General features: G+C 69.6%; 23 protein-coding genes and 3 pseudogenes. 9 read left to right on the top strand and 17 right to left on the bottom strand.

Annotated features, from left to right (window positions below; translation table 11 throughout):
• Positions 1-338: 338 nt before the first annotated feature.
• The 9 genes from BFF78_RS08160 to BFF78_RS08120 form a co-directional block, all read right to left on the bottom strand.
• Complete coding sequence (locus tag BFF78_RS08160) at positions 339-1,223, bottom strand: extensin (protein WP_069777665.1); 885 nt, start codon at positions 1,221-1,223, stop codon at positions 339-341.
• Complete coding sequence (locus BFF78_RS08155) at positions 1,220-2,158, bottom strand: C40 family peptidase (protein ID WP_079161209.1); 939 nt, start codon at positions 2,156-2,158, stop codon at positions 1,220-1,222. The genes BFF78_RS08160 and BFF78_RS08155 overlap by 4 nt, the downstream gene beginning before the upstream one ends.
• Positions 2,155-3,000 (bottom strand): replication-relaxation family protein, encoded by an 846-nt coding sequence (locus BFF78_RS08150; RefSeq protein WP_227025762.1) that lies wholly within the window; start codon positions 2,998-3,000, stop codon positions 2,155-2,157. The genes BFF78_RS08155 and BFF78_RS08150 overlap by 4 nt, the downstream gene beginning before the upstream one ends.
• A gap of 191 nt (positions 3,001-3,191) precedes the next feature.
• Positions 3,192-5,597, bottom strand: a complete 2,406-nt coding sequence (locus BFF78_RS08145) for a DUF8128 domain-containing protein (RefSeq protein WP_069777664.1) — start codon at positions 5,595-5,597, stop codon at positions 3,192-3,194.
• Complete coding sequence (locus BFF78_RS08140) at positions 5,594-7,408, bottom strand: VirB4 family type IV secretion system protein (protein WP_069777663.1); 1,815 nt, start codon at positions 7,406-7,408, stop codon at positions 5,594-5,596. The genes BFF78_RS08145 and BFF78_RS08140 overlap by 4 nt, the downstream gene beginning before the upstream one ends.
• 44 nt (positions 7,409-7,452) lie before the next feature.
• On the bottom strand, positions 7,453-8,406 hold the full coding sequence (locus tag BFF78_RS08135) for a PrgI family protein (RefSeq protein ID WP_069777662.1): 954 nt from the start codon (positions 8,404-8,406) through the stop codon (positions 7,453-7,455).
• Positions 8,407-8,411: 5 nt separating this feature from the next.
• A complete protein-coding gene (locus tag BFF78_RS08130; protein WP_069777661.1) occupies positions 8,412-9,938 on the bottom strand; it encodes a TrbL/VirB6 family protein in 1,527 nt (508 codons plus the stop codon).
• 362 nt (positions 9,939-10,300) lie between these two features.
• On the bottom strand, positions 10,301-10,678 hold the full coding sequence (locus tag BFF78_RS08125) for a pilin (protein ID WP_069777660.1): 378 nt from the start codon (positions 10,676-10,678) through the stop codon (positions 10,301-10,303).
• Between the two features lie 340 nt (positions 10,679-11,018).
• Positions 11,019-11,810, bottom strand: coding sequence for a hypothetical protein (locus BFF78_RS08120; protein WP_069777659.1), 792 nt, complete (start codon positions 11,808-11,810; stop codon positions 11,019-11,021).
• Positions 11,811-12,277: 467 nt separating this feature from the next.
• Between BFF78_RS08120 and BFF78_RS08115 the strand changes: the two genes are divergently transcribed.
• The gene (locus BFF78_RS08115; RefSeq protein ID WP_069777658.1) at positions 12,278-12,934 is read left to right on the top strand and encodes a hypothetical protein; all 657 of its coding nucleotides are present in this window, start codon (positions 12,278-12,280) and stop codon (positions 12,932-12,934) included.
• A gap of 24 nt (positions 12,935-12,958) precedes the next feature.
• Positions 12,959-13,945 (top strand): TRM11 family SAM-dependent methyltransferase, encoded by a 987-nt coding sequence (locus BFF78_RS08110; RefSeq protein WP_079161207.1) that lies wholly within the window; start codon positions 12,959-12,961, stop codon positions 13,943-13,945.
• Between the two features lie 227 nt (positions 13,946-14,172).
• On the opposite strand, the gene BFF78_RS08105 is transcribed toward BFF78_RS08110, so the two are convergent.
• Together BFF78_RS08105 and BFF78_RS46765 are read right to left on the bottom strand one after the other, a co-directional pair.
• The gene (locus BFF78_RS08105; RefSeq protein ID WP_069777657.1) at positions 14,173-14,901 is read right to left on the bottom strand and encodes a winged helix DNA-binding protein; all 729 of its coding nucleotides are present in this window, start codon (positions 14,899-14,901) and stop codon (positions 14,173-14,175) included.
• A 317-nt stretch (positions 14,902-15,218) separates the two neighbouring features.
• Positions 15,219-15,399 (bottom strand): annotated as a pseudogene (locus BFF78_RS46765) (CsbD family protein).
• A gap of 356 nt (positions 15,400-15,755) precedes the next feature.
• On the opposite strand from BFF78_RS46765, the pseudogene BFF78_RS42915 reads away from it, so the two are divergent.
• Positions 15,756-15,902 (top strand): annotated as a pseudogene (locus BFF78_RS42915) (aminoglycoside phosphotransferase family protein); the annotation flags it as partial.
• Between the two features lie 289 nt (positions 15,903-16,191).
• Here the strand turns inward: BFF78_RS42915 and BFF78_RS49315 are convergent.
• The 6 genes from BFF78_RS49315 to BFF78_RS08075 all read right to left on the bottom strand — a co-directional run bounded on the left by BFF78_RS49315 (position 16,192) and on the right by BFF78_RS08075 (position 20,973).
• Positions 16,192-16,323 (bottom strand): hypothetical protein, encoded by a 132-nt coding sequence (locus tag BFF78_RS49315; protein ID WP_257786869.1) that lies wholly within the window; start codon positions 16,321-16,323, stop codon positions 16,192-16,194.
• 167 nt (positions 16,324-16,490) lie between these two features.
• Positions 16,491-16,682 carry a hypothetical protein gene (locus tag BFF78_RS08095; protein ID WP_069777655.1) on the bottom strand — a complete coding sequence of 64 codons (192 nt, stop codon included), beginning with the start codon at positions 16,680-16,682 and terminating at the stop codon, positions 16,491-16,493.
• 738 nt (positions 16,683-17,420) lie between these two features.
• The gene (locus tag BFF78_RS08090; RefSeq protein WP_227025761.1) at positions 17,421-18,566 is read right to left on the bottom strand and encodes a cytochrome P450 family protein; all 1,146 of its coding nucleotides are present in this window, start codon (positions 18,564-18,566) and stop codon (positions 17,421-17,423) included.
• A 41-nt stretch (positions 18,567-18,607) separates the two neighbouring features.
• The gene (locus BFF78_RS08085) at positions 18,608-19,852 is read right to left on the bottom strand and encodes an MAB_1171c family putative transporter (RefSeq protein ID WP_069777653.1); all 1,245 of its coding nucleotides are present in this window, start codon (positions 19,850-19,852) and stop codon (positions 18,608-18,610) included.
• Positions 19,853-19,864: 12 nt separating this feature from the next.
• On the bottom strand, positions 19,865-20,434 hold the full coding sequence (locus BFF78_RS08080; RefSeq protein WP_079161206.1) for a hypothetical protein: 570 nt from the start codon (positions 20,432-20,434) through the stop codon (positions 19,865-19,867).
• 38 nt (positions 20,435-20,472) lie between these two features.
• Entirely contained in the window at positions 20,473-20,973 is a 501-nt protein-coding gene (locus BFF78_RS08075; protein ID WP_069777652.1) for a helix-turn-helix transcriptional regulator, read from the bottom strand.
• A gap of 913 nt (positions 20,974-21,886) precedes the next feature.
• Between BFF78_RS08075 and BFF78_RS42910 the strand changes: the two genes are divergently transcribed.
• The 6 genes and pseudogenes from BFF78_RS42910 to BFF78_RS42895 all read left to right on the top strand — a co-directional run bounded on the left by BFF78_RS42910 (position 21,887) and on the right by BFF78_RS42895 (position 26,402).
• Positions 21,887-22,396, top strand: a complete 510-nt coding sequence (locus BFF78_RS42910; protein ID WP_079161204.1) for a GntR family transcriptional regulator — start codon at positions 21,887-21,889, stop codon at positions 22,394-22,396.
• Positions 22,397-22,693: 297 nt separating this feature from the next.
• Entirely contained in the window at positions 22,694-22,813 is a 120-nt protein-coding gene (locus tag BFF78_RS48030; RefSeq protein WP_227025760.1) for a keywimysin-related RiPP, read from the top strand.
• Positions 22,779-24,631, top strand: a pseudogene (locus BFF78_RS48025) (asparagine synthase-related protein). Before BFF78_RS48030 ends, BFF78_RS48025 begins: the two are co-directional and overlap by 35 nt.
• A 22-nt stretch (positions 24,632-24,653) precedes the next feature.
• Positions 24,654-24,905, top strand: a complete 252-nt coding sequence (locus tag BFF78_RS08060; protein ID WP_069777650.1) for a lasso peptide biosynthesis PqqD family chaperone — start codon at positions 24,654-24,656, stop codon at positions 24,903-24,905.
• Positions 24,902-25,360 (top strand): lasso peptide biosynthesis B2 protein, encoded by a 459-nt coding sequence (locus BFF78_RS08055; RefSeq protein ID WP_069777649.1) that lies wholly within the window; start codon positions 24,902-24,904, stop codon positions 25,358-25,360. The genes BFF78_RS08060 and BFF78_RS08055 overlap by 4 nt, the downstream gene beginning before the upstream one ends.
• Positions 25,338-26,402, top strand: coding sequence for an ABC transporter ATP-binding protein (locus tag BFF78_RS42895; protein WP_159032964.1), 1,065 nt, complete (start codon positions 25,338-25,340; stop codon positions 26,400-26,402). Before BFF78_RS08055 ends, BFF78_RS42895 begins: the two co-directional genes overlap by 23 nt.
• The last annotated feature ends 2 nt before the right edge of the window (positions 26,403-26,404 follow it).

Raw genomic sequence — 26,404 nt, 5'->3', positions numbered from 1 at the left:
CCCGGCCGGGGGCGGAACCGCAGGGTGCGGGTCGCGGATGTTCGCCGGGCGCGTGCGCATCGCGTGTCTCCCGCGCGGACATGGCCATGGCATAGGCGGGTTCACGGATTCCCCGTGGCCCGCCGAGCGCGTCGGCCACGACCATGGACGCTCTGCTCCGGCGGGAAGTCAAGCGAGCAGGTCGCTTCCCCATCGGACCAGCTCAGAGGGGTGCATACGACCGTTGGATCCGCCCGGTGGGTCGAGCGTGTGTCGATCGGCCGAGCGGGGACTGAACACCCTTCCAGCGGATCCGATCGGCCCGGGGTCTGTGACCGATCGGGTGACAGGCGGCCGGTTCAATCAACGGAGGGCGGTGGTGGCTTGTGATCGCGTGCCAGGAGCTGCTCGCGGATCTGTTGGGCGCGACGCGGCCCGATGCGCAGATCGGTGCGCAGTCGCCAGACGCTGATCGGTTTCCCGGTGATGGCGCGAGTTGCCTCGTGCAGCGCGAGGGCGCGTGGCCACACGTCGGCGTCTGCCGCCATTTCGTCGGTTGGTGGGGGACCGGGCGCAAGTAGGGAATGGTCGCGTGTGTCGTGGCCCGTGTCGCGCCGTTCGTGGTTGGTGCCCGTGGTGGCGGGGATGCCGATCGCGACGGGCAAGGGACTGGTTCGGTCGCTTGGGCCTGAAGCGGTGAGTGGATCGGGACGATCGGTATCGGGAGCGCTGGTTTCCTGGGCCGATCGCGGCGTGCCGAGGGCGGCCGGGGAGTGCCGATCCGGAGGGGTGGTGGCGATTCGTTCCATGAGGTCGGTGATGGTCCGTCGGTAGGCGGCGATCGTTTCTGTCAGGGCGATCAGGAGCAGGGCCGGGGTCAGGTGCAGGAGGACAGCTGCCGGGTCGGCTCGGCGGGGCCAGCCGATCTGCCCGTCGGGCCACAGGCTCTCCCAGGAATTCATGAGAGCGGCGGTGCACCCAGCGCTCCAGCGCAGAGCGGTCGACCAGGCAGGTGGGCGGATCCCCCAGGAGGCCAGGCGTGCGTCCACGTACAGGACTCCGGCGAGGGCGGTGCCGATCATCGGGTCGAGGAGGATGGCGATGGCCAGCGGGACGTTGCGGCTGGTGGCGAAGCGGGTGACGTTGACGGTGGTGAAGACCAGGGCGAGGAGTCCGACCGCGCACAGGACCCAGGTCATGGTGCGCAGCAGACCGATGGCCTCGCGGGCCGCGATCTGCTTCACCGGGCAGCGCTTTCTCGCACCGAGGGCCGTGTCGCGCCTTGGAAGGTGGGGGAGTCGGTGCGGGCGGGGCCTTGGCGTACGACGGCTCCGGGGTGTGGGGCGTCGATGGCCTGCCCGGCGCCCGTGTAGAGGGCGACGTGCGTGATGGCGCGGGCGCTGTTGCCGAAGAACAGCAGGTCGCCCGGGAGCAGTTGTGTGGCTTTGGGGAGGCGGGGGCCGGCGTCGCACTGGGCTTGTGCGACGCGGGGGATGTGGAGGCCGGCGGCATGGTAGGCGGCCTGGGTGAGGCCGGAGCAGTCGAAGCCGCCGTCGGATGGGCCGTCTCCTCCCCATACGTAGGGGGTGCCGAGCTGGGCGCGGGCAAAGGAAGTTGCCTTGGCGGCGGCTGCGGTTGGGGCGGGGGCTGCGTCCCCGTATCTGTGGGCGACGTTGAGGATCTGGTTCACGTAGGCGTCGGAGTGGTTGTAGCTCCAGATGGCGTGCCGCAGGTCTTTGCCGTTCTTGGCGCCGTTGGCGCACAGCAGCCGGGCGGCGGCGTAGACAGCGTCGACCGGGTCCCACGGCGTCGGCGGCTTCCTGCCACCCGCCGGCACAGGGTAGGCGTATGTCCGGAAGGTGGACGGCAGGAACTGCATCGATCCGACGGCTCCCGCCGAGGAGACCATGGTGGGGTTGCGGGCGTGGTCGGTCTCGACCTTGCCGATCGCGGCGAGGATCGTCCAGGACAGGCCCGGGCACTCGGGGGCGGCGCGCTGGTAGAGGGCGAGCATGTACGCGGGGATGTCGGCCAGGGCCTGTTTGCTGGGTGAGGCTGCCACGCTGCCGCCGGAGGACAGCCCGCCCAGCAGGGCGGCGATGGCGAGGGCGGGCAGCATCGGCAGGGCGATGACCGCGCAGCCGATGCCTGTGGCGGTCTTGGCGAGCAGGGAGGTCACGCCCCTGCCTCGGGGGCGGGTGGGAGTGGGGGCACGGGGAGGGTAAGGGGGGTGTCGGCGTCGGTCGGTTCCAGTTCGGCAGCAGGCCCGATGCCCGGCCAGCGGGTGGCGAGGCTGGTGAGGGTGGTGCGGCGGGTGTCGCCGGGACCGAGTGGGCTCCACCAGGGGCCCCAGGGCTCGGTGGTGGTGAAGTCGGCGGACGAGGTCGCGATGTTCAGGCCCAGTTCCCGGGTGGGGGTGGCGAGACGGCGGCGGAGTGCTTGGTCGCGGGAGGCGGTGCGGGTGTGGATGAGCAGGGCTGGCCTGGTGGCGGCTGTCGTGGTGAAGGTGGCGTAGCCGGTGAGTTTGGCCTCGACGCGTGCGAGGGGCTGGCTGCCGGTGTCGTATTCGAGGAAGAACGGCAGTAGGTGCTCGCCGTCGCGCCAGTGCGCGTAGGCGTCGGGTCGGACGAGGTCGCCCCAGCGGCGGGCGCACGAGCGTTCGGACAGCCAGAGCGGGAGGCCGGTTTCGGGGGTGGTGCGGCTGTGGGCGGCGAGGTGGGTGAGGAGTTCGTTGACGCCGAGGTCGTGGCCGAGGGAGGGGGAGTAGGCGATGCGGCCGGTGTGGCTGGGGCGCCAGCCGAGGGCGGCGAGGTCACAGCCAGCGTGGGCGGCGAGGACGGCGGCGCCGGCGGGGCCGAGGGTGTAGTGCTCGGGGGCGGATCCGGTCTGGGTCAGGGGGCGGAAGGAGTCCAGGACGGCGTGCTGGTGCAGGGTGCGCAGGCGGCGCTGGGCGGAGCGCAGGGAGGTGTAGGCGAGGCAGGCGATCTGGTGGGTGGTCAGGACGCGGTGTTCGTGGAGCATCCGTGTCAGCCAGAGGTCGCGGGCGGTGAGGGTGCGGGAGAGCCGGCGACGTCGGTGTGCCGGGCCGGACGTGGGCGCATGGTGGCGGCGCGGGCGGTGTAGCGGGAACCAGGGCCCATGGCGGGGCGGGGCAGTGCGGACATGACAGATCACCACCAGGAAGAGACGGAGAACAAGGGCGAGAGCGTGGATCAGGGACGGGTAGTTGGCCGTGGCCCGGTGCGTCCGCCGGCAGCCGCGCGCAAGTCCTTGGCCCGGCCGGGCACCGGCGGTGGCAGGGGCCGGGTGGTGAGAGTGAACGCCGCGGACTCCGCGCCGCCGGTGAGCAGGTGGGCGGCGGCCTGGTAGGGGCCGAGGTGGGCGAGGTCGTGCGCGGCCAGCGTCGGGAGCGTGTGCCGTTCCAGCGCGCCCGCGTCTTCCGGGGAGGCGTTGAAGAAGACCTTGTTGCGGGCGTTGGCGGAGATGCCTTCGCGCAGGTCGCGGGGGAGCTGGGCGAGGTGCTGGTGAGCCAGCAGCATGGACAGGCGGTAGCCGCGTGCCTCGGCGAGCATGTCCTCCAGCGGATACGGGAGGGTCAGGAAGTTGTGCGCCTCGTCGATGCTGAGCGTGGCGTCGATCCGGGCGTGCTCGGGCGTGCGGGCGCGGGCGGCTGCGGCCTGCCAGGTGCCGGCGACGATGAACGAGCCCAGCAGCCGGGCGGTCTCCTCGCCGAGCGCTCCCTTGGGCAGGCGGGCGAGCAGGATGCCTCCGTCGAGGACGCTGGCGAGGTCGAAGGTGGAGGGTCCGGCGGCGATGGCGCGGCGGGCGAAGTCGCGCAGCAGGAATGCCCGCAGCTTGTTCATCACCGGGCCGACCACGGCCGCTCGGGAGGGCTCGGACATGGACTCGTACCAGTCCCAGAAGCCGCGTAGCACGGGGTCCTTGAGCGCGGGGATGATGCGCAGGCGGTAGGCGGACTCACCCAGGAGGCGGGGTACGTCGGCGAGGGTGACCAGTTGGCGGGTGCGCTCGCGGTGTTTGAGCAGGGTGAGGCAGGCGGCGCGCATGACGTCGTCGGTGCGTGGTCCCCAGAAGGCGGTGAAGATCCGGCGGAAGATGCCGGTGATGTTGTCGACGACGACGTCGATGTCCGTGCCGTCGAGGACGTTCAGACAGGGCGGGGCGTAGGGGTCGTCGGGGTCGATGAGGACCAGCCGGTCGGCGCAGGTGTCCGGGAGGCGGTCCAGCAGGTCGGTGACCAGGTCACCCTTGGGGTCGATGACGATGACGCCGCGGTGGTTGCGCACGTCGTCGAGGACGAGGTTGGCGATGAGGGTGGATTTGCCGGAGCCGGTCGCGCCCATGACATGGAGGTGGTGGCGGGCGTCGGGGACCGCGAGCCCGACGCCGCGGCGGGCGCCGGTGTCCGAGTGGCCGAGGGGCTTGACCCCGTTGCCGGGCGCGGGTTCGGGGACGGCGGGTGGGGGCAGGATGGAGCGGGCTCCGGCCCGCTGCAGGCCGGGCGCGTCCGAATCGGCGGGAAGGTGGGCCAGAGCAGCGAGTTCCGGGACCGACAACAGCGCCGGCCGCGCGAACGGGAAACACCGGCGACTCAGATGCGGCTCGGGACGGCGCAGGCGGGTCCGCACGAGGTAGTTGCGGTCGGCGTACAGGCCGAAGGCTGAGGCGAGCGCGTGGGCCCGGCCGCGCGCCACGTCCTCGGCACGCTCGGCTTTGGGGGAGCAGGTGGCGGCGTAGGTGAGGACGCAGTGCCACTGCGGGCCGGAGAGCTTGGCTGCCGATTGCCGTACGGCGGCGCCGTGTTCGGGGTCCTGTTTGCCGGTGGCGGCGGGCTGGGTGCGGTGGAGGAGGAGCGCGGCGAGGGCGAGCGGCCGGGCGGGAGTGTGTCCGGCCTTCAGCCTGCGGGCCTGGCGGCGGGCCCTGCGCAATGCGCTGCCGGTGGCGGGGCGGGCCAGGATCTGCACGCTCGCGGTCTCGTCCTCGCCCATGCCGGTGGCGGCCTGGAGCAGCACCCGCAGCGGGTCGGTCGCGTGGTCGGTGCGCAGCGGCATCACGTCGGGACGGGCGGAGTGCAGCCGCCCGGCGGTCACCGTGTGGCCGTGCGGGAGGAGCGGAGAGGGGTCGGTGACGCGGGTGTGGGCGCCGGACCAGGCGGCCTCGACAGCGCGGCGTACCAGGCCCAGCGGCACGGTGCCGGGCAGCCACAGCCGGATGGACAGCCCGGTGTGGGACCAGGTGTATTCGAAGGCGAGGTGCGGCTGGCCCGTCGTGACCCGGCGCCACCAGGGACGCAGGAGACCGGCGAGCTGAGCCCACAGGACTTCCCCGCCCCGGACAGCGACCGTGGGCGGAGCGAGGATCTCCACACAGCGCGCGCCCTGGGCGAGGCGCCGCTCGCGCCACAGACGCAGGCGATACCTCAGCGCCGAACCGCCAGCCACGGCGGCGGCTGCAAGCGGGGCGAGGACGACGGCGTGCGCCCCGAGCCAGCCGACGCCGTGGCTGCTGATCGCGGTCCAGAACGCGTCCGGATCGGTGAGGAAGTCCACCAGCGGCCCGCCGGGCCGAGACAGAGCGTTCGGGATGTGCGCTGTCACGAGACCCAGCCCGCGTCGGGGCCGACGGTTTCATCGGTGTAGAGCCCGTCGGTGTCGTGATCCTCGCCTGCTCGGTAGTGGGCGGCGAGCTCGCCGGGATCCGTGGTGATCACCTCGTGTTCGCCAGGTGCCGCGACGCTGAGCAGGGCGACCTTGTGGCGGCGGTCACCGGCCAGCAGCAGTGCCTCGCCCTGGGAGGCGGCCAATAGGAACTCCCGCTCGCCATGGCAGAGATGGAAGTTGTCGCTGATCACCTCGATGGCTTGCGGGGCCTGGCGGAGCAGGATCTGGGTGGCTGCGTTGGAGACGATGGCCCGGCCGAGCGGGGAGGCGAGGATGTCATCGGCATCCTGGGTGACCAGCGCGAGGCCGGTCCAGCGTTTACGGGCGGCCTTGGCCATGCGGAACAGGAAGCCGGCGCCCGCGCCGTCCCGCATCAGCAGCCACGCCTCGTCCACCACGACCAGGTGCCGGCTCGGTGGCGTGCGGTGAGTGACCTGCCGCCAGATCGCGTCCAGCGCGAGCAGCATGGCCGGGGCCTTGATCTCCTCGGGGAGCTGACGCAGGGCGAATACGACGAGGTGTCCGGTGGTCGAGGCGGTGCTGTGGCCGTTGAACAGCCTTGCGTGCGAGCCAGTGGTGAAAGGGGTGAGCCGGCTGGCGAGATCGACTGAGGCTTCGCTTCCGTCCTCGGCCAGGACGGTGGCGAGGTCGGCGAGTGTCGGCGGGGTGCGCTGCCAGGTGCGGGGGTCTGCGGTGATCCCGGCGCGTGCATACGTGGCCAGGATGGCACGGTCCAGCACGGCCTTCTCCGCCGCGGTCAAGTCGCTGCTCAGCAGGACGGCGAGGAAGGTGTGCAGGAACAGCACGCGCCGCGTGAGGACATCCTCGCTACTGTCCGGTGCCGCCGGGAGGTCGAAGGGGTTGAGGCGTACGCCGTCGGCGCCGAGCGCGATGACCTGCCCGCCGACGGTTTCGGCGAGGCGGACGTACTCGTCCTCCGGGTCGATCACCGAGGCCGTCACGCCCGTGAACAGCAGTCGCAGCAGCTCCAGTTTGGTCAGATAGGACTTCCCGGCGCCGGAGCGGGCCAGAGCGATGGAGTTGTAGTTGTCCTGCGCGAAGCGGTCCCACAGCACTGGCGCACCGGACACCGCGTTGAGGCCGTAGAGGACCCCGGAGGCGATGCCGTCCTCATCCGTGGTGATCGGCAGGTCGGGGCTGGTGAAGGGGAAGCAGACGGCGAGCGCGGCGGTGTCGAAGGTACGGCGGACCTTGAGTGTGTCGATGCCCAGGGGGAGGGTCGCGAGCCAGGCGGGCAGGGCCCGGTAGGTGGTGGGGGCGATGGTCATGAGCAGGGACTCGGCGATTGCCCGTACGGCGGCGGCCTGCTCGGCCAGGCTCTCCTCGTCTGAGGCATGCACGGTCAGGTAGAGGGCGACGTGGAACAGCTTTCCCTCGCCTCGGGCGATCCGATAGGCGAGCTCGGCGGCATCCGCAGCGGCGGCTTCCACCTCGGGATCGTCCAGGTGGCCCTTGTCGAAGCCGGTGCGGCGGCCGGACTCCAGGCGGGCCCGCTGCTTCTTCAGCCCGGCAGCGGCGAGGGCGTTGGGTACGGGCTCGATGTGCAGGGCGATGTCGAGGTGGCCGGGGAAGTTCAGCAGCGGTGCAAGCCAGCCGGGGGTTACCTCGGCCGGGTAGCCGGTGACCACCAGCGTGGTGGCCACGTGCGCGCCGATGGCCAGGGCACGAGCGTGCACCTCGATCGCCTCGGGGCCCGCCACATCCAGCAGATGGCCGCCGTCAACCATTGGCGGCTCCACAGGGACGTGCGAGGTACGGAAGCGGAGCCGGCTCATACGAGATCACCTTCCGACCCCTCTTCGTCGGGGGTGGGGGTGTCCGGGTTGCAGGCAGCGCGGACCAACTCGGCGGCTTGTTCGGTGTCCAGCGGCGTGACAGTGATCTCGGCGGCGGCGAGGGCGTGGGCAGCCTCGGCCACGCGCTGACGGACCCGCCCTTCGCCAGTGTGGCGTCGCATGCCGGGTGCTGTGGCTTCTTCGCGGGCGACCAGCACGATCTGCCGGCCGAGCAGGTTGCCGCCGGTGCCGAGGTCGGCGAGGAAGTCGGCGTGCGCGCGGGCGGCCCGCTCCAATTCGGGGTGCGGTAGCGCGGCGGCGTCCTGCTGCAGGGTGTCGGCGAGCGGGGCGAGGTCGATGCGGTGGCAGCGCACCAGCAGCTGGGTGGGCCCGGTCAGGGAGTTGAGCCAGCGCGCGAAGGCCGCCGTCAGGTTCTGCTGCTCGGCTGCCGAGCGCAGTTCGAAGTTGACCGTGGAGCACGTGGCCAGGGCCGCCTTTCCCTCACGGTGCAGGTCGAGCACTCCGTCAGCGGTGATGCCGTCGTACGGCATGCGCAGCGCGGCTGGAGGCGGGCCTGCGGCTGTGGCCCAGCGGCCAGGAATGACTGCTGGCAGTCGTGGTACGCCTTCGGGAGTGTGCACCTGGCGCTTCGGCGCGCGGGCATGGGCGAGCGCACACAGCAGGAAGCGGTCGAGGCCGATGCCCTCTCGGCGGCCGACTGAGAGGGCGGCTACTGCCCCGGCGATCGGGATAGTGAGGGCCGCGTACGCGAGCGGCGTCATGAAGGGGCGCGTGGCCCACCAGCCGCCGTACAGCACGAGCGCCGCGACAGCGAGGATGGCCGTTTGCCGGGCGGTGAAAGGCCCCAGAAGGCGGTCGGGGCGGGAGATGTCGGCCGGAATGCGGGCGGTGGTGTATGGGGCGTCTGCCGCCTCATCGGATGGATGCATGCGGGTTACCTCCGGGGTGGTTCGAGGGGCAGGCGCAGCTGCATGGGGCGCGGCGGCCGGACGCGGACGCGGCGGGCAGGAACGGGCAGGGCCAGCTGGCGCGCTCGGGCGGCACGGGCCGGCCGGGCCGCTGGCGGTGGTGTGGCGGGCACGGCGCGGGCCGCTGGGGGCGGTGCCGGGGCGCGCTCGGCGTGGATCGGCAGCCACAGCTGGGTGGGGCTCGCCGGTCGGGTGGGGATGCGCGGAGCGGCAATGGGCAGGGCTAGTTGCCGGATCCGGCGGGCTTGAGCCGGATGAATCACAGCACGGGGACCTCGCGGAGTACGGACGGGGGGAGCTGTTCCGGGCCTGCGGCGCTGAGGGGCCCGGCCCGGTCGAAGAACGCCGCCAGGGCCAGGCGCACCCGCTGCTCCTGGGCGGCCAACGGGACGAGCCACGGCCGCGCGGCCGCGGGCGAGCAGGCCCCGGCCCAGGCCTCGCGCGCCTGCGCCTCCCCGCCCAGGCCCGGCGGGCGGCCGCCCGCCACCAGTTCCGCCCCCGCCCCGTCCAGGACGGCCTCCTCCGCCACCTCCGCCCCTGCCGGGTCCGCCACGGCCCAGGGGCGATCCGGCACCTCCACCACCGCCAGGGCGGCGACGCAGCAGGTTCATGCCCGGCAGGTAGTGGTCCATGAGCCGGTACATCGCCAGGTGCCTGAGCATCCGCACCCCGGCAGGCGCATGCGGACTGTGCACGGGGGTGGCGCGCAGAACGACGTGCAACGTCCAGCCAGGGATCTTGAACAGCGCCCAGAACAGGGCCACGCCGGCGAGCATCGTGCCCAGCTGGTCGGCCTTGGGGATGCCCAGGGCTGTGGCGCCGGGAGCGAAGAACAGCTTCAAAGCGAGAATGAACGTCATCGACTGGGCGATCTGGATGACCAAGCAGCCGGCCAGACCGCGCCACCACAGGCGGGCGACCGGATCGGTCAGCGGATGTGCGTGACACGCCAGCATCAGCGGCGCGAACGCGGCCAGGAGCGCCATCACCGCGACGCGGACCATGAAGCCGATCAGCACCGCCAAGACCAGCGCCGTTGCCACGATCGCCAGGATGAGCAGGTACATCTGTAGGCCCGTGGCGCCGAACAAGGCGAAGGGCAGGACGCGTTCGACCATGCCCTGCCCAGCGTCCGCCATGTCGGTGGCCATGATCGCGTGGGCGAGGGCGTTGGACAGGCTGATCGCCTTGCCCATCACAGTCAAAGAGGCAGCCGCCGCGACCATCCCCAGCAGCAGGCGCGGGGCGATCTGCCGCAGGGCGTAGCGGTTCTGGACGGTCTCGTAGCCCATTACCGTGATGCCGCCCGCGGTCACGAACAGCCCATAGATCCCGGCTGTGACACTCAGCATCCAGGTCCACAGCCGCTTGATGTCGGCGTGCTTGGTGACGTCGGGGGTGGCCAGCAGGGTGTCGGCGAGGAACTCGCGGGCCGGCTTCATGATCTGCTCGATCAGCGTGCCGAGGAACGAGGTGACCGCGTTCATGATCATGCCGGGGATGTCGAGGAACCCCCAGCCGGTCGCCTTGTCGCATCCGACGCCTGCGGCCTCGCACGCCGAAGGGCTGGACCCTGGCGTCGACTCGGGGGAGGCCGGCCGTTCCGGTTTCGGCGCGGGGCGGCCCGGTGATGGCGTGGCTCCGGGCGTGAGATCCGGCATCGGCCCGGTGTCAGGCACGGGGGAAGAAGCTTCGGGACCGGGCGTGGTCTGCGGTCCGGGGTGAGGCGGATCAGGGGCTGCCGGGGTGAAGGCAACCGTACTTACGGCGTACGCGGAGTCCGGCTGGGCAAGCGGAACCACGAGAGAGGCCAGAAACAGCAGCGGCAGGGCACGGCCCAGACGCCTGGTGCGCATCACCGCTTGCCCCCGCCGGCGCCGACGATGCCCTGCAGCACCGTCACGATCACCGGGGCCAGGATCGCCAGCCCGTAGCCGATCGCCGCAGCTTTCAACCCCCGCTTTGCGGCCTCAACTTCGCCGGGATCACAGCCGGCCATCAGGTAGCGCAGCCCGCCGAAGGTGAGGAACAGGGTGGCGAGCCCGGCGAGGATGCCGACGATCCAGTTCCGCAGATTCGTGATGACGGTCGGGATGTCCGCGACTGCCCATACGCAGGGCGGGTCCGCCAGCAGCGCCGAAGCGGTGCAGGCCGCGACGAACCCCAGCCGGAACAACCACCGCCCGAGCGACCGGACCACAGGCCGGTACGGCCGACGGAGCCTTGCGAGCATGACGGCAAAACCTCCAAGGGCACGCAGCCGGACAGGACGGAAACCGGTGGCAGGAGAAGGAGCGCCCGCGGCGCGGGAGCGGCAGGCGCGCGGTGAGCAGAACCCTGGGCCCGGGGCCGGCCTCCTTCGGGGGAGCGGCGGAACGGGTTTCTCGGGTGTCAGCACGAGACGGTCGTGCTCACCGCGCGCCGTGCGGCACCCGCTCCGGGGCATCGGCCGCCGCCCCGGAGCGGAACTGGCGGCATCGTCCGAAACCGGGCTGGGCCGCCGTCACTTGTGAATAGAGAGGCCGATGGCTGGAATTGACATCCAGCCATCGGAGATCACTCAGCCGGGCGCCCTACAGGTCCTGGAGCTGGCGGCGCAGGTACGAGGCCAAGTACTGTCCGGCCGCGCTGCGGTGACGGTACAGCTGACGCACGCTCACCCCGCGCTCGGCCGCAAGCCGGCTCATGGGTTCGCCGTCGAGGCGGCTACGGGCGATCAGGCGCGCTTCCGCCATGTCCAGCACCCGGGCCTGCACGGCACGGGCCAGCACCGTCAGCTCGTCCACCGGCTCACCGTGATCCACCTGGGACGTGGAGCACAGGCGGTCGAGCGGAACGGCGTGCGCACCGGTTTCACGGAGGGCATCGCGGCGTGCTGCGTACACCAGCCGGTGTACGGCACGGTCGGCGGCGCTGAACAGTTCCCGGTCCAGCCGCTCCACGCTCGGGTCCACCGTGCGCAGGGCCGTGGCGACGGCGGCCAGCGCCTCCTGCTCGACCTCGGCGCGCTCCAGATGGACGGGGCGGGCCAGCCGGGCGAGCATCCGGCGCAGCACCGGCACGGTCATGGCCACGGCGACCACATCCCACGGTTCGCCGAGGGCGTGGGCGCGCCGGACCACCTCGCGCCAGGTCTGCTCGCGCAGGTCGGCGCGGGTGGAGGGGTGGGCCAGGTGAGTGCGGATCCGGTCGACCGGCCAGGCCCCTGGGTCGAGTTCGTCGCAGACCAGGTGCGCGGGAAGGGTGAGAGGCTCGGCGCCGTGGGCGAGGGCGAGGAACGTCTGTTCCAGCTCTCCGAGCGGGGAACGCAGGGTGCTCTGCGGGTGGGCGGCGGTGGGCCGGTGGACGTGGTGACGGTGGTGCATGGCGCATCTCCCGTGACGTGTGGACGACTTCCGCCGCCACCCCTCCCAGGCCCCCGTGTCACCGTCGGCCCACCCACACGCCAGTGCCGCGTCACCGCCGGTCCAATGGACCGGCCTGTGCGATGGCTCGGCTCTCCTGCTCCCGGCATGGACTGGAACGACGCCTCAGACGGAGCAGCTCGATTCGAACAGGAAACTTTTCGCCCTCGATCTGACCGCTGTCATGGGGCTCACCCTCCGTGGTTCGGTAGTGGCTCGCAGATGGCACGCGACTGGCTCGCATGGGAGGTGATCTGCGCAAACGCGATACCCGGCAAGGATGATCCGTGATGCCCGCCGCCCGCCCGGAGCGACTGCCAAGGAGATCGAACACCTATATGTCGATGGCGAAGAACGGCCAGCGAGTCCCTATAACTCACGTCAGCACGAGCACGGCTGGACCCTTACCCCCGGGCGCCGCTCAGCCCATGCCGAACCCCACTGCTCGCCGCCGCCGTATCGCCCACCTGTTGCCGACGACTGTGTGGCTCCCCGCTCCGGACGAGCCCAACGCCGCTCCTATCCCGGGTGCGGTACTGCCCGCCTGGGCCCTCGACAAGATCCGCACCGATTTCGTCGGACGCCCCGCCGACCGGCCCGCCCCACTCCTCAAGATCGCGATCCGGGACACGGCACCGGGCATGGACGCCCGCATCCCCACCACCCCCTTCACCACCCCGGCCGACGACGAGGAGGCAACGAAGAAGCCCTCCCTCCTGCTGGCCGAACTCCACCCCGACACCCTCCCCGCTCCCACCGACGAGCTGCCGTCCGACCAAAGCGGGATGCGCGGTGCACTGGAGGACGGCTGGCCCGGGTTCTTCCACCGTGCCCACCGGCTCCTCCCCGACTACGGACTCCTGCTGCTGGCCACCCGCCAGCGCCGGGAGGCCGGACACCTCACCGACCCGCTGGGGACACTGATCGCTTGCGCCCGCACCGCCGGCTTCCGCTACCTCCAGCACATCGTCGTCGCCTACGCCCACCCGGTCGGCGACCACCTCGTACCCGTCCTTCCTGCGGACATCTCCCGTGGCGTCGCGCACTGCGACCTGATCGCCCTGTCCGCGATCCGCCACGCCTAGACCCGGGAAAGAGGAGACACCGCCGTGCCCATCCCCCTCTCGGTGTGGAACACCGCCCCCACCTCCGCCCCAGCGCAACGCAAAGGCCGCTACGTGCCCGGCTCGGCCGCCCACCCCGCCAAGATGCTCCCGCGGATCGCCGCCCACGCCATCTCCACCTACACGCGCCCTGGCGACCTGGTCCTCGACCCGATGTGCGGCATCGGCACCACCCTCGTCGAGGCCATCCACCTCGGCCGCAGCGCCCTCGGCGTCGAGTACGAACCCAAATGGGCCGACCTCGCGCGCCTCAACGCCGCCTCCGCCACACGACAAGACGGCACCAGCGCCGGCGCCGTGCACTGCGGCGACGCCCGAAAACTCACCCAGCTCATCCCCGCCGCCCGCCGCGGCGAGGTAGACCTCGTGGTGACCTCACCGCCGTACGGAAGCTCCGTGCACGGCCAGGTCCGCTCCAGCCGCGAGACCGGCGAACGCGGCGTGGTCAAGAAGGACTACCGCTACAGCCACGACCCCTCCAACCTCGCCCACGTCTCCACCGACCGGCTCCTGGACGCCTTCACCGACATCCTCGTCCAGTGTCGCTTGATGCTGAGGCCAGGCGGCACGGTCGTGGTCACCGCCCGCCCGTGGCGCGAACGAGGCGAACTCATCGACTTGCCGTCGGCAGTCCTCGCCGCCGGCAAAGCCGCCGGCCTCACTCCCACTGAACGCTGCGTTGCCCTCCTCGCAGGCATCCGCGACAGCCGCCTGATCACCCGACCGTCGTTCTTCCAGATGAAGAACGCACGCGACGCCCGCCGCCAGGGCATCCCCCTCGCGGTGATCCAGCACGAGGACGTCCTCATCTTCACCAAGCCGGTCAGCCCGAACAGACCACGCGACGGCGCGCTGACGCTGCGCAGGCCACCGTGTGGAAACCGAGCGACCCGAACACACGCCACTGGGGGCGCTTGCCGATCCCGTATCCACAAGACGCAAGTCGGTGGTGGCCGCCACCGACCCGGCTGACGGACAGCCCACCTGCGGAACTCGTTGAGGCACTTGTGCAGCCCAGCAACCGATGACTCGCCAGGCCCCAAACAGCTTTCGGGCCAGCCGGACCACCACCGCTGCCGGTTGGACGGGCCGCTACGACCGCCAAGTGTGGCTTGGCCGCACGCTGACGGCGGAAGCTGCCGTGCCGATTCCTCGCTCTGGCTGGAACCGGCACGGCAGGTACTCGGCTTGCTGCCGGACTACGCAGTCCGTTCCTGGGGTGTCGCGCGATAGGTGCGCGGGCGATCGGTGACCTGCTCGATGAGACCTTGCGTGGACAAGGTGACGAGCGCGTTGGCGACGGCACCGGACGAACGGTCGATCACGCGGCTGATCCGTGTGGCGGTGAAGGATTCACCGGGGTGGGCGTTGAGGTGGTCGATGACAAGCTGTCGGAGGGCTCCGCGGGCAAGGCGCTTGCTTCCGCCGGGTGAGACGGTTGCGGGGGTGATGCCATTCGGCTGGAGGGTTGCGGGGCGCTGGGCAGGTTGCGGAGCGGATGAGGCAGCCCGCTGCGATGCCGAGGCGTCGCACTTCTCGTCGGTTCGATAATCGGTGGACTCGTACGGTTCCCTCATCTGGTGGTTGTTGCCCGGGGCTGGGGCAGCCGCGCAGGGTGCGGCGACTGCCTGTGCTACCGGTTCCTCACGAATGCTGGGTGGTTCCAACGTCGGGGTCGGGGCGGTGTGGGGGGCGTGCCAGAGGTCGGGCCGGCGGTCGGGGCCGTTCTTGATACCTCGGTTGCGGTGGGCGAGGTTTCGCTCTTCGAGGGTGACGAGGGCCTTGAAGGTGCTGGAGCGGGCGGTGTCGGCTGCTTGGGCGATGTCGTCGACGGTGGCTGGGTCGGTGAAGGCGATGAGTTGGGTGTAGACGTGGATGACGGCGGGGGAAAGCCCCGCCAGTTGGTCGCTGATCGTGGTGTCGGGCATGAAGAGGGCCTCGCTTCCCGAAGGGCTTGAGGAGTGAGGTCCCCGGCCGGGGCGCGGTCCCTGGGGGCCGCTGGTGTCGCCGGCGCGTGCGCATCGCGAGTGTTCCGGACGGATAGGCCGACGCGTGGGAATTGCGGTCGTCTCCGTGATCCCGCTTGGCGCGTCGGCCGCGACCATGGACGCTCGCACGCGGGCATGCAGTCAAGCGTCAACCGATCGTGTCCGCCCACTTGGTGTAGCAGGAGCTTCAGGCTGGCGACGCTGACCACGATGACGTCGTCAGTAGTTCCCGCCAGCACCGGCACCACGGTGAAGCGTCAACGGTGACCTGCATCAACTGGTGTCTTGAGGGACTCCTTGGCTTCGCGGGCGTCGCCCGCGGCCTGGGCCACGCCCCTTGGCGATCAGCTTCTGGTTACCGGTGGCGCGTCCGGCTGCCTGGGCGGCCTTGCCCACTGCCTGCTCGGCCTTGGCCCGGGCCTTCTCGCTGGCGGCCATGCTGCTCACGTTGCTCCATGCCGGTTCCAGGTACGGCTGTGCGCGTGACACCTCACGCCACTGGCAAACCTATGGCCAGGGAAGCGCATTGAGCGACCGACGGTGGGTGGCGCCGTGTGTGAGGCGGGCGCGAGGGGGAAACGTTCACGGCACGAGTATGCCCTTTAGGACTCCTAACAAAAGTGCTGGGCTTGGCCTGGTCAGCGGTCGGTGTCGTGCACGTGGCCGCTGGGCAGCGGGATGCAGTCAGCCGCTCAATCGCACGCGATAAGCCCGGCGACGTCGACGGTCATCCGGGATATTGGTCGCCATCGAGGAGGGTCAAGGTCGTCGGCGCCCATTCCGAGCGCGCGACCCTGCGCGTCGGCGACGTGTTCCTGAAGGTGGACGCCGATCAGGCACGCATCGACGTCCAGGTCGAGGCGATGACTTTGGCGCCGGTCCCGACCCCGGAGGTCCTGTGGCACAAGCCGCCCGTGCTCGCGATCGCCGCGGCCCCGGGGTGTGATTGAGCGAGGTGGTTGGCACGTGGGCGCGACATCTGTCACTCCTGCGGCGCCCACAACGTGCGCAGTGAGCTGTGACACGACAGTTGGCGCTTTGTCACGAGGATTGGAACCGCCGTGGGTGACAGAAAGCGGTGTATCTACGACCGGGCGGTGGTGGCGTGGCCGAGGCGCCTGTGGGACGACATCCTACCGGGCATGCCGGCGGCCGCGAGGTTTTCCGGATCTCACCTGACCGGGCGCTGTTTTGCATCAAGACCCCGATGTTCGCCGCCTGCTGCCCACGTCAGCCGAGCGGGCTGATGCTGTCCTGCCGGGCGGCGGGGACTGGGGCGCACATGCGGGCCTTGATGGTTCCGAGGGTGTCACCGGCCTTGTTCACCTGCGCCTGGGCGATCTCAACCGCTGTGGTGAGCACGGCGTCCTCGGCGACCGCAAGGAGGGATGGCGGTCGGTGCCGCCGTATGGGGAGCGGTCTCCGACGCGATCGGTCTGGTTCCATCCTGGTGGTTTTCCACCCCGGTGATTGCCATCGGCTCCCTTGCCGGATGACGCCTGACTGCGCCGGACACCGCCCTGGACCGGTCACCTTTGTCTGCACTGGCCGGCGCCCACCATGGTGTCGGACCCCGCGGAGTACCAAGGCCGCTCGATCAGGGTGCGCCCGGCGGGCAGCAGGAAGAACCCGCCCACGCAGAACGCCAGGATCGCCGCCAGTGTCACCAGTACCCGGATCCCGCCCGGACCCGGCGTCGGAACGGCCAGATCGTCCGCCACCAGGGCAGCTGCTCATGAGCCGCCGCCGGGGTCAGCGGGCTGGCACAGCGGCGGCAGAACCGGCGCTCCGGCGCATTGGGCGTGCCGCACACCGGGCACGGTGCCCCGGCCGCTTCTTCCGGCGCGGCCACGGACCGTACGACCGGCCGCGGCGCGATCGGCTTCGCCGGCTGCACGGGCGCGGGCTGTGCGGGGGCCGGCTGGGCGGCACTCGGCTGTGCGGGGGCCGGCTGTGGGGTGGGCGGTTCCGTGGGAGCCCGTGGCGTGACCGGCGGCCGCGTGGGAGCCGGCGACGGTGCGGGCGGTTGCGTGGGGGACGGGGGCGGGGCGTAGGGCTGTGCCGAGTCGGACGGACGTACCGAGGGCAAGGGCTCGCCGTCGGGGCGGTCCGAGGACGCCGTGGGTGCGGAGGAGCGGTCCGCACCGCCGTGGTTGCCGGGGCTCTCGCTGCCGGTGCCACTGCGTGTGCCGGTCCGGCCGGCGCTCTCCGGGTCGGCGCCGCTACCCGCGGAATTCCAGCGCGACCTCTCGGCGGCTCGGCCCGTGCGACGCTCATCGGTCGTTCCGGCGCGTGCGGCACCGTCGGGCGTCGGCGCAGGCGCAGGCGCCGGTGTCGATGTCGGATCGGATTGTGGTTGCGCTCGCGGTCCGTCGCCCTCCGCCGGAGGCGTGGACGGTCGCGGAGGCAGTGAAGAACTGAGCCGTCGTCGACATTCCTGGACCTGAGGGGGGTGGCAGTCACCAGGTCACTGGCAGCGTCTTCAGGCCGCGATGATGAAACGAGGGTAGCCATTCCAACTCGTCGGCGGGAACTGCAAGGTCCAGATCAGGGAATCGGTTCAGGAGACGCGTGAGAGCGACCTCGGCTTCAAGGCGCGCCAGGGGGGCACCAAGGCAGTAGTGGATTCCGTGGCCGAAGTCCAGGTGGGCAGCCGGTCGTTCGGGCTGGAAGCGGTCGGGATTGGAGAACTGGGCCGGGTCTCGGTGGGCCGAGGCGAGTGAGACCCAGACGCGGGATCCGGCGGGGATGTTGACGCCGCCGATGGCGAGATCTGCCAGAGCGAAGCGTCGGATCCCCAGCGTGACGGGGGCGTTCCAGCGGAGTGTCTCTTCCAGCACCGCGCGGATCGGTGTGCTGCCGGCCCGAACCGAAGTCATCACCTCTGGGTGCAGCAGGAGCGCCAACGCGGCATTACCGATCAGGTTCACCGCACTGGTGTAGCCGGTGTAGAGGATCAGGAACGCCATGGCGAGCAGCTCCGGTTCGCTCAGTCTGTCATGTTCGTCGCGAGCCCCGATCAAATCGGAAAGCAGGTCATCGGTCGGCTCGTTGCGCTTGGCAGCGATCACTCCGGTGAGGTACTGGTGCATCTTCCGCATGGCGGTACGGGATTCCACGGCCGAGTCCTCCTCGGACCCCCGCACGCTACGGGTCCAGGTGCGGAAGTCACTGTGGTCCTGCGTAGGAATGCCGAGAAGTTCGCAGATGACCATCATGGGCAGAGGGTTTGCCAGGGCCTGCATCAGGTCGGCTGGCCGGTCTGCGATGGCGTCCAGGAGTCCATCGACGTGCGCCTGGACGCCCTGCCGCAGACCCTCGACACGCCGGGCGGTGAAACCCTTGGAGACCAGTCGGCGAAGCCGCGTGTGGTCAGGTGGATCCGTATTGAGGAGATGCGCGTCCAGTTCCGGCGGCATGGATGACTTGTAGCGGCCGGCAGTGTGGGCGTTTGCCTTGTTCAGCGATAACCGCGGGTCCGTGAGAGCGGCACGCACATCCTCGTAGCGGGTGACGACCCACACGGGGGCGCCGTCAGGAGTGGTGGTGTGGTGCACCGGCCCGGCTTCCCGCAGCCGGGCGTACGTTCGGTACGGGTCGGTCATGAGCGCATCGTTGAACAGGCTGGCCGACGATGGAGCAGTTGTCATCGTTTCGCTTCCGCTGTGGGCTGGTTCTTGGTGGCTGCTGCCTGGTCAACGAGTGCCGAGTGCTGGAATGCTTCTGCTACGCGGATGAGCCAATCACGTTCCTCACTCATGTCGCCGGCGGCAGGGTCGTGTGGGACATCACCAGCGTGCTCCGCTGTGTGCCCGCCAGTTTCACGTACACCAAGGGCTGCCTTGATCTGTGCCGCCTCCACAACGGCCTCGACTTCCTCGAAGGTCAGGCCCCGGGCAGCGCACAGCGTGCGTGCGGCCTCGGCTACCCCGGGGTCGTAGTGTGGGCGGAGGGCGAGCTGGCCGTCGCGGATCTCGATGACGGTGCGGCTGACGACGAAGCCAGGGTCCTCGTCACGCAGTCGCATGCGTGCCTTGGCTGTGTGCACGTCGGGGAACAGCACGACTTCCGGGAAGGCCTGGGTGAGAGCTGCCCACAGGGGGCGCAGGCGCCGGTAGGCGCCGTTCAGTGCAAGGCGCTCGCGGGAGCGGTCAAGACCGACGCCCCAGGCGGGCATGGTGAAACCGGCGGCGAAGAGCCAGGCGGCGACGCTTGCACTCATGGGCGCCACGTTGATGCTGATGAAGTGAAGCGGCGACGTGCCGAACGTGTCCCAGAGATTGGAGACGGTCTTGGGCACGCCGTAGCCCATTCCGAAGATCGCGCCGACGGCGATGGTCCTGAGACCGCGGCGCAGCCATGGCCGGTCAACGACCTTGGCGTAGCGCCAGCACATGAAGACCAGGCCGATCATGCCGACGACGAACAGCAGCGCATAGATCAGCAGGAACTGGGAGATGTAAAGGGTTTTGGCGTAGTGGACGTCAAAGTCGACGTCGTGTTCGCCGTCGCTCACGTCACCGAGGCAGAAAAGCGTCACCATGGAGGCGATGGTGATGACGGCATAAGCGACCAGGATGCGGTGCCACACCTTGACGCGGTGTTGTGCGGACGACCAGCTCACCAGCAGGGCAAGGAAGGCCGCCTCGGTCAGAGCGCAGGACGAGTAGACGAACAGGGTGCAGATGTTGGTGACGCCGATCGCGCGGTCGATGCGCACGTAGAGCCACGGTGATGCGATGACGAAGGGTGTGGCGAAGGAGGCTATCGCCAGGCACAGTAACCGGAGCTCCCGGCTACAGGGGTCTCTGATGAGGTCCCGGAGTTTGTAGAAGAACGCGCTCCAAGTGATGACTGCCAGGACCCCGTAGACAAGGTTGAAGATAAGCATGTCGGCATGTCCTTACGTACTGTCACGTTCGAGAGAACGGCCCAAGTGTGTAATGAGTTTCGCCATGCCGGGGTCGACGGATCGGCGCTGTGACATGCCTTCAGCCCGCAGCGGCATGAGGGAAGCGACCAGTTCGGCGGCTTTCTCCTCTGTGTTGCTGTACTGGGAGCGGCCGAGGACGCTGCGCACCAGGTCGGGGGAGAGGGTGGGCATGAGCAGTTGTACGGCCTCGTCGGGCATCACGGGCGCGGCTTTGTGGCCGAGCGCCATGTGCCCGATCTCGTGACGGACGATGTGTTGCTGGTGAGCCTGCGTTGTGAACTTCTGATAGAGGAGGTAGTCCTCCTCGGCGGTGGCGACCCATAACCCGCAGGGGCGTCCGGGCCCGGTGGGCATGGGCGTCTCGATGAGGGAGATTCGGCGACCCCGGATGTCTTCCAGGTGGTCGCAGAGTGCATTCACGTCTGCCCGTTCTGGAATCTCGAGTTCCTCCAGCACGTTGGCGCAGTACTGGCGAAGCTCCCTGTCGTCCATGCCCTCACCGTCCAGCTGGCCGTCCGGCCAGCGCCATATCGTGAACATCCCCGTCGTCCCCCGCCGGGCCTACTCGCTTCGCGCTGTCATAAGGCCCTGGGGCTTTCACCCGCGGACCGGGGGCGCGAGGGCATTCTGCGTCCGCGGAGGCTTTGCTTCTCGACCTGCGTCTCGGCCAGACGCTGCAGGACGGGCAGGACGGTGGTGACGCTGTCCTCGGACATTTCAGCAATGGTCCGAAGGGCGATTTCACGGACGCCCATGGCCTTGAGCTGCGTGAGTAGTGCGAGGTCCTGCCGGACCTGCTCGCCTTGGCCGTCATCGAAGAAGTAGGCGAGTGGTACGCCGAAAAAGTCTGCCAAGGCCTGCATCTGTGTCAGCGTCGGGTTCCTTCGGATGCCCTTGCGGAGGTAGCCGATGTAGGTCACCGACACGCCTACCGCACGAGCCGCTTCAGCGTTGCTCCATGGCCCCCGTTCGCTGGGGTGGACGGTCCTGAAGAGCTGATCGAGCCGAGCGCAGAACTCTGCTGTCGGGTCACTGGTTCCGGCCGGCTCATCAGCATGTGCGGGGACTTGCTCCGCCATGCCACCTCCCTCATTCATTCTTCAATCAACTAGCCGGGGAACGTGCCAGCTGACCCCAAGTGCGTATAGAGCGCACATCATTCGTAGCGGATCAACTGTGGGTGAAGGATACCAGCCAGTGGACCTCTTTCCAGTTGACCAGTTTGGGGTGACGGTGCAGAGTGTGCCTGGTCCATCACTGAGTGGGTTGGCCACCGCCTGCATGCTGCGGCGCCGTCAACTCCCCACGTACTGCTTGCTGCACGGAGGGCACCCTTTCTGGCGGGTTCAGTCGTGTCCGAGGACAACTTGCCGTGATGGACACACCATGATCCGTTTGCTTTTCAATCGTTGAATTGGAGACGTGTGTATGGGCGCGTCAACTGTGTGGACGGCGCTTCAACTGGCTGACGACGACTTCACCAACGCGGATGTGGCCGAATTCCATCGCTTGATGGCGGAGATTGTCGTGGTGTGCAAGGCGATCGGGGAGTTGCACACGCCCGGGGGTGAATGGGCCCCGACTGCCTCCGGTCTCCTTGAGCAGTTTGAGGAATCCATGCAGGTCACCGCAAATATTTCCCGGCAGCTCAACAGGACGCGCAGGGGTATCCGGAGAATTACCGAGAGGGCCCGTACACGCAGGGGCGACGGTCATGGCGGCCGCTGCGACCACACCTGGTGACCCTAGCAAGGCAGTTCCTGGGCACGGCTGGCCTGCAAGCCCCATGCCTGGACCTGTGCCTGGTAGTACTTCGTCCCTGGCCTGGCACCTGCCCCGCCGCCGCTGCCAGGGCCAGAATCTGTCAAGCCGATGCCCGAACGTCACGCCGACTGACCTCCGGCGGACGCATGGTGCGGCAACCCTTCGACAACTCTTCGAGTCTGCGCCGCACCGATGCACTGAAGGAAAAGCACAAGGGGGAACGCTCTGATGACATCCGTACCACATCCGCCCGCATCCAGCACCGATCCAACTGGCAGGGACAGTGGAGCCGGCCCCGCACCAGGTGACGGGTCGGCGCTCTATACCCGGATAGGGCGCAAGCTCAAGCAGGACATCGTGTCCGGTGTGTATGCACAGGGGGCGTACCTACCTTCGTCGGGCGAACTCGGAAAGTTATACGGCGCGAACAAGAACACTGTCCTCCGGGCACTTCGGATGCTGCGCGCCGAAGGCTTGATCGACTTCGGCCGGGGCCGCGGCGCGGTCGTGGTGCACTCGGCGCACAAAGTGGGCCTCGCGGAAATATCGGAGCAACTCCGCCGCGTCGTGAACCTTGCCGATGTCTCCGGGATTTCGCGGGCGGCCGTCGTGGCTGCAATACAGCGGATTCCGCCCTCGCGAGGCCCGCGCACCGCGGGAGCCTCGCCCGCCGCGGCGGCCCGACGTGGGGGGTCGGGCCACACAGCGTTCAGGCCGCACGGGCGTGGTGCCGCGTGACGGGCGCCGCCGCCGCGACAGTGGCAAGGAAGCTAATACGCACGGTCACGATAATGCCAGGGAAACCATCTCTCCTGGCCGAGGATCCCTTCGTCCCGCGATGACTCGGAGCACGGGCAAAAGACCAGGCAGCGCCGTAGCCCCGAGGGGCGGTTGATGCAATCTCCGTGGCGACCACGCAGAGTACAGGAATTGTTCTTTCATTGATCGCCGCATTCACCTGCGCCTAGATTCACTGACGACCGGAAGACCCCACAGGGCACCGCGTCCACTCCATACGGAAGGGAGGTGAACAGCATGGGACGGAAGATCTACGAGGCGCCGGCGATGTTCATTGCCGGCGACTTCCGACTGGACACCGGATTCCTGCGGCGCGGTCCGCATGAGCCCAAGGTCCGTCTGCCGCTGGGTTGGTAGCGATCTCTGGAGAACTATGTCGAGCCACGGCGAAAGCTGGTTTGTGGCACTGCCTGATTGTGAGGCCGGCCTCGCCGTGGCCTCGCGTCTCGAAGAACAACGAAAAAGCAAGGCTCCAAAGCGGGTGCTCCATCCTTCCGGCCGGCCCCTGCTGATCGGCTCCTGGGGCTCCGCGTTCGTCACGACGACCCGGCACGGTCTCCAGGCCGCGGTCATCGGGTCGAGCTCCGCGGACGAGGACGGTATCGCGCAGCGCCTCGCTCACGAGCGTGACATCGCGTCCGCCGCCCGCAGCCTGGCAGCCCTGCGCGGCGACTTCCACACCGTCGTCGCGGCGGGCAACCGGCTGCGGGTCCGGGGGACCGCGTCCGGGATGAGGCGGGTGTTCCACGCCGACACCGCAGGCATGACAGTGGCGAGCAATCGCGCCGACGTCGTCGCCGGGCTGGTCGGCGCTCCCCTCGACGAGGAACTGCTCGCCGTCCGTCTGCTGGACTCGGTCCCCCATCCGCTCGGCGATGTGCCGTTGTGGCCGGGCGTTCACGCTGTGCCACCGGGCTTTCAGTTGGACACCGGCCCGGACGGCGTTTCCCGCACGCGGTGGTGGAGCCCCCCCGAGCCCCGGCTGGGCCTGGAGGAGGGGGCGGCACTCCTACGCCGGGAACTCGACTCGGCAGTCCGTGTGCGCACGCGGGCGGCGACGACGGTCAGTTCCGACCTGTCCGGAGGGCTGGACTCCACCGCTGTCTGCGCCGTGGCCGCCGCTGCCGGTGCCACACCGCTCGCCCTCACCATGGCGAGCCGTGACCCCGCGGACGACGACGTCCACTGGGCGAAGCTGGCTGCGGCCGGCCTCGAGCACGCGGAGCACCTCGTGCTCCCCGTCGACCAGGTCCCGCTGTTCTACAGCGGACTACTGGAGGTCACCGGACCGGTCGACGAGCCGACGCCGACCATCCTCGACCAGCCCCGGCAACTCGCGGGTCATGACGAGATGTCGGCCCGCGGCTCAGAACTGCATCTCACCGGGATGGGTGGCGATCACGTCCTGTGGGGCACCCGGCGCACGTACTCCAACGGCTGGCCATCGAGCCGTTCGGCGCACTGCGTCACCTCCGCGCATACCGGGCGCAAAACAGGTGGTCACTGCGGGACGCCCTGTCGGTGATCGGCGACCGCAGGCCCTACGGCCAGTGGCTGGCTGCCAGTGCCGACCGGCTCACCGCCCCCCGGGCGGCGCCGCACAGCGCGGACATCCTCGCCTGGGACGTCCCACCCCGGATGCCCGGTTGGGCGACGCCGGACGCTGTCGCCGCCGTACGCCGCCGAATGCGGCAGGCGGCACAGTCAGCCACCCCTCTGGGCAGGACCCGGGCTCAGCACAACGAACTGAACATCCTGCACCACGGCACACGCGTGACCCGCGTCCTGCACCAGGTGTCCGAGCAGGGCGGCCTGCCGATGGCCAGCCCGTTCTTCGACGACCACGTGATCGAGGCCTGTTGGTCGGTACAGCCGGAGGACCGCTCCTCACCCTGGCTGTACAAGCCCCTCCTCAAGGCCGCGATGCGGGGCGTGGTGCCCTCCGAGGTGCTCAAGCGCGAGACCAAGGGTGAGGCGTCCGTCGACGCGGCCAACGGCCTGCGGGAAAACCGGGCCCGGATCGCGGAGCTGTGGCACGACTCCCGTCTCGCCCGGCTGGGGCTGGTCGACGCGGACAGGCTCCTCGCGACCACGCTGCAGCCGTCCTCGCCCGAACTCCGTTACGCAGGGCTCGATTCCACGCTGGCCTGCGAGATATGGCTGCGCACCATCTGAGCGCCGGCCGAAGGGGGAAACGATGCGGCTGAGAGCCGAAGTGTCACTGGTGGAGACCGACTACGGGAAGGTTCTGCTGGACGGACGCACCGGGAGGTACTGGGAACTGAACCCGACTGGCAGTCTGGCACTGGACGAACTGACCTCCGGCGGCGACGTCGACTCCGTCGCCACCCGGCTTACCGACGAGTTCGAGGTCGGCGCGGAACGAGCACGCTCCGACGCCGAGGCGCTCGTCGCGGTGCTCGTCGAGGCGGGGCTGGTGGACGGGTGAGCTTCCAGACTGTCCTGCGTCCCCCGTCCGCCGTCTCCTGGCGTGCGCGGTTGGCCGCGCGCTTGGCCGTTGGGACGGCCAAGCCGCTTACCCACTTGTCACCGGAGCGCATCCGCCGGCTGTTGACCGCCCTCGCACGAGGGGCACGACCTGCCCGCTTCGAGCAGGTACAGGCCGCGCGGGACGCGGTCACCACCGTCAGCCTGTTGTGTGCGGGACGCGAAGGGTGCCTGCAGCGGTCGATCGCGACCGCGCTGCTGTGCCGGGCCCGCGGTGTCTGGCCGACGTGGTGCGTCGGCATCCGTACGGCCCCGCCGTTCGCGGCACACGCCTGGGTGGAGAGCGACGGCCGCATGGTCGGGGAGGACGTCCCGGTGGGCTACTTCCGGGTGCTGTTCAGCGTGGCACCACACGATGCGAGGGAGGGGAGCGATGGCCGACACGGCTGCGAATGAACGCGTCAGCTACCGCGACCTGTTCGCGCTGCTCCTGGAGCGGCGGAGGACGGTCGCCGTGGCGCTCACTCTGACGGTCGTCGGCACGGTGCTCGGGTTGTTACAGCCGCTGCTCACGATGCGGCTGATCGACCGGGTGGGGACCGGCGAGCCGCTGGCCGGCTCGGCACTGCTGCTCGCCGGGCTGTTCGCCGCTCAGGCATGCATCGAGGGCCTGGGTCAGTTCCTGCTCGACGTGGCCGGCGAGGGGGTGGTGCGGCGGCTGCGTAAGACTCTGGCGAACCGGCTGCTGCTCGCCCGCATCGGGGACTTCGACCGCCACCGGACCGGTGACCTGCTTTCCCGCGTGGGCACTGACACGACCGTGCTGCGCGACATGGTGGCGGGCAGCTTCGTCCAACTCGTCACCGTGGCGCTCACGGCCGTCGGTACGGGCGGACTGATGCTGTGGCTCGACCCCGTCATGTTCGGCATCGTCATCGCCACGATCGCCGCCGCAGCTGTCGTCGTCGCCGGTGTCATGACCGGGATCCGCGGGACCACTGAGCAGTCCCTCACGGACGTCGGCACCATGACGGCCGATCTCGAACGGGCCTTGGGCAACATCCGCACCGTGCGCGCCTGCCGGGCGGAACTCCGCGAAGCCCGACGTATCGGCGCGGCAGCCGAGGCCGCCTTCACGAGCGGGGTGCGGTCGGCCCGTCTGGGTTCACTCGTGGGACCGGTGATGGAGATCGCGGTCAACGGATCGTTCTTGCTCGTGCTGCTCATCGGCGCGGTACGAGTCTCGAAGGGCGACATGACGATCAGCGCACTCGTCGCCTTCCTGCTCTATGCGACCTATCTGGTGATGCCGCTGGCCGGCCTGTTCAGCGCCGTCGCCCTCATCCAGCGCGGCCTCGGGTCACTGAAACGCATTCAGGAAACCCTGAGACTGCCAGTGGAGTCCACGCGCGACTCCACCAAGGTTCCTGTCCAAGGGCCGAGCCCCTGCTCGAACTGGTGGACGTCTCCTTTTCGTACGGGGACCGCCAGGTCCTGAGT

Origin of the sequence: Streptomyces fodineus, from assembly GCF_001735805.1 — a bacterium.
Taxonomy (GTDB): domain Bacteria; phylum Actinomycetota; class Actinomycetes; order Streptomycetales; family Streptomycetaceae; genus Streptomyces; species Streptomyces fodineus.
Note: the sequence above shows the minus strand (reverse complement) of the source record. Positions and strands in the feature narration are given on the sequence as shown.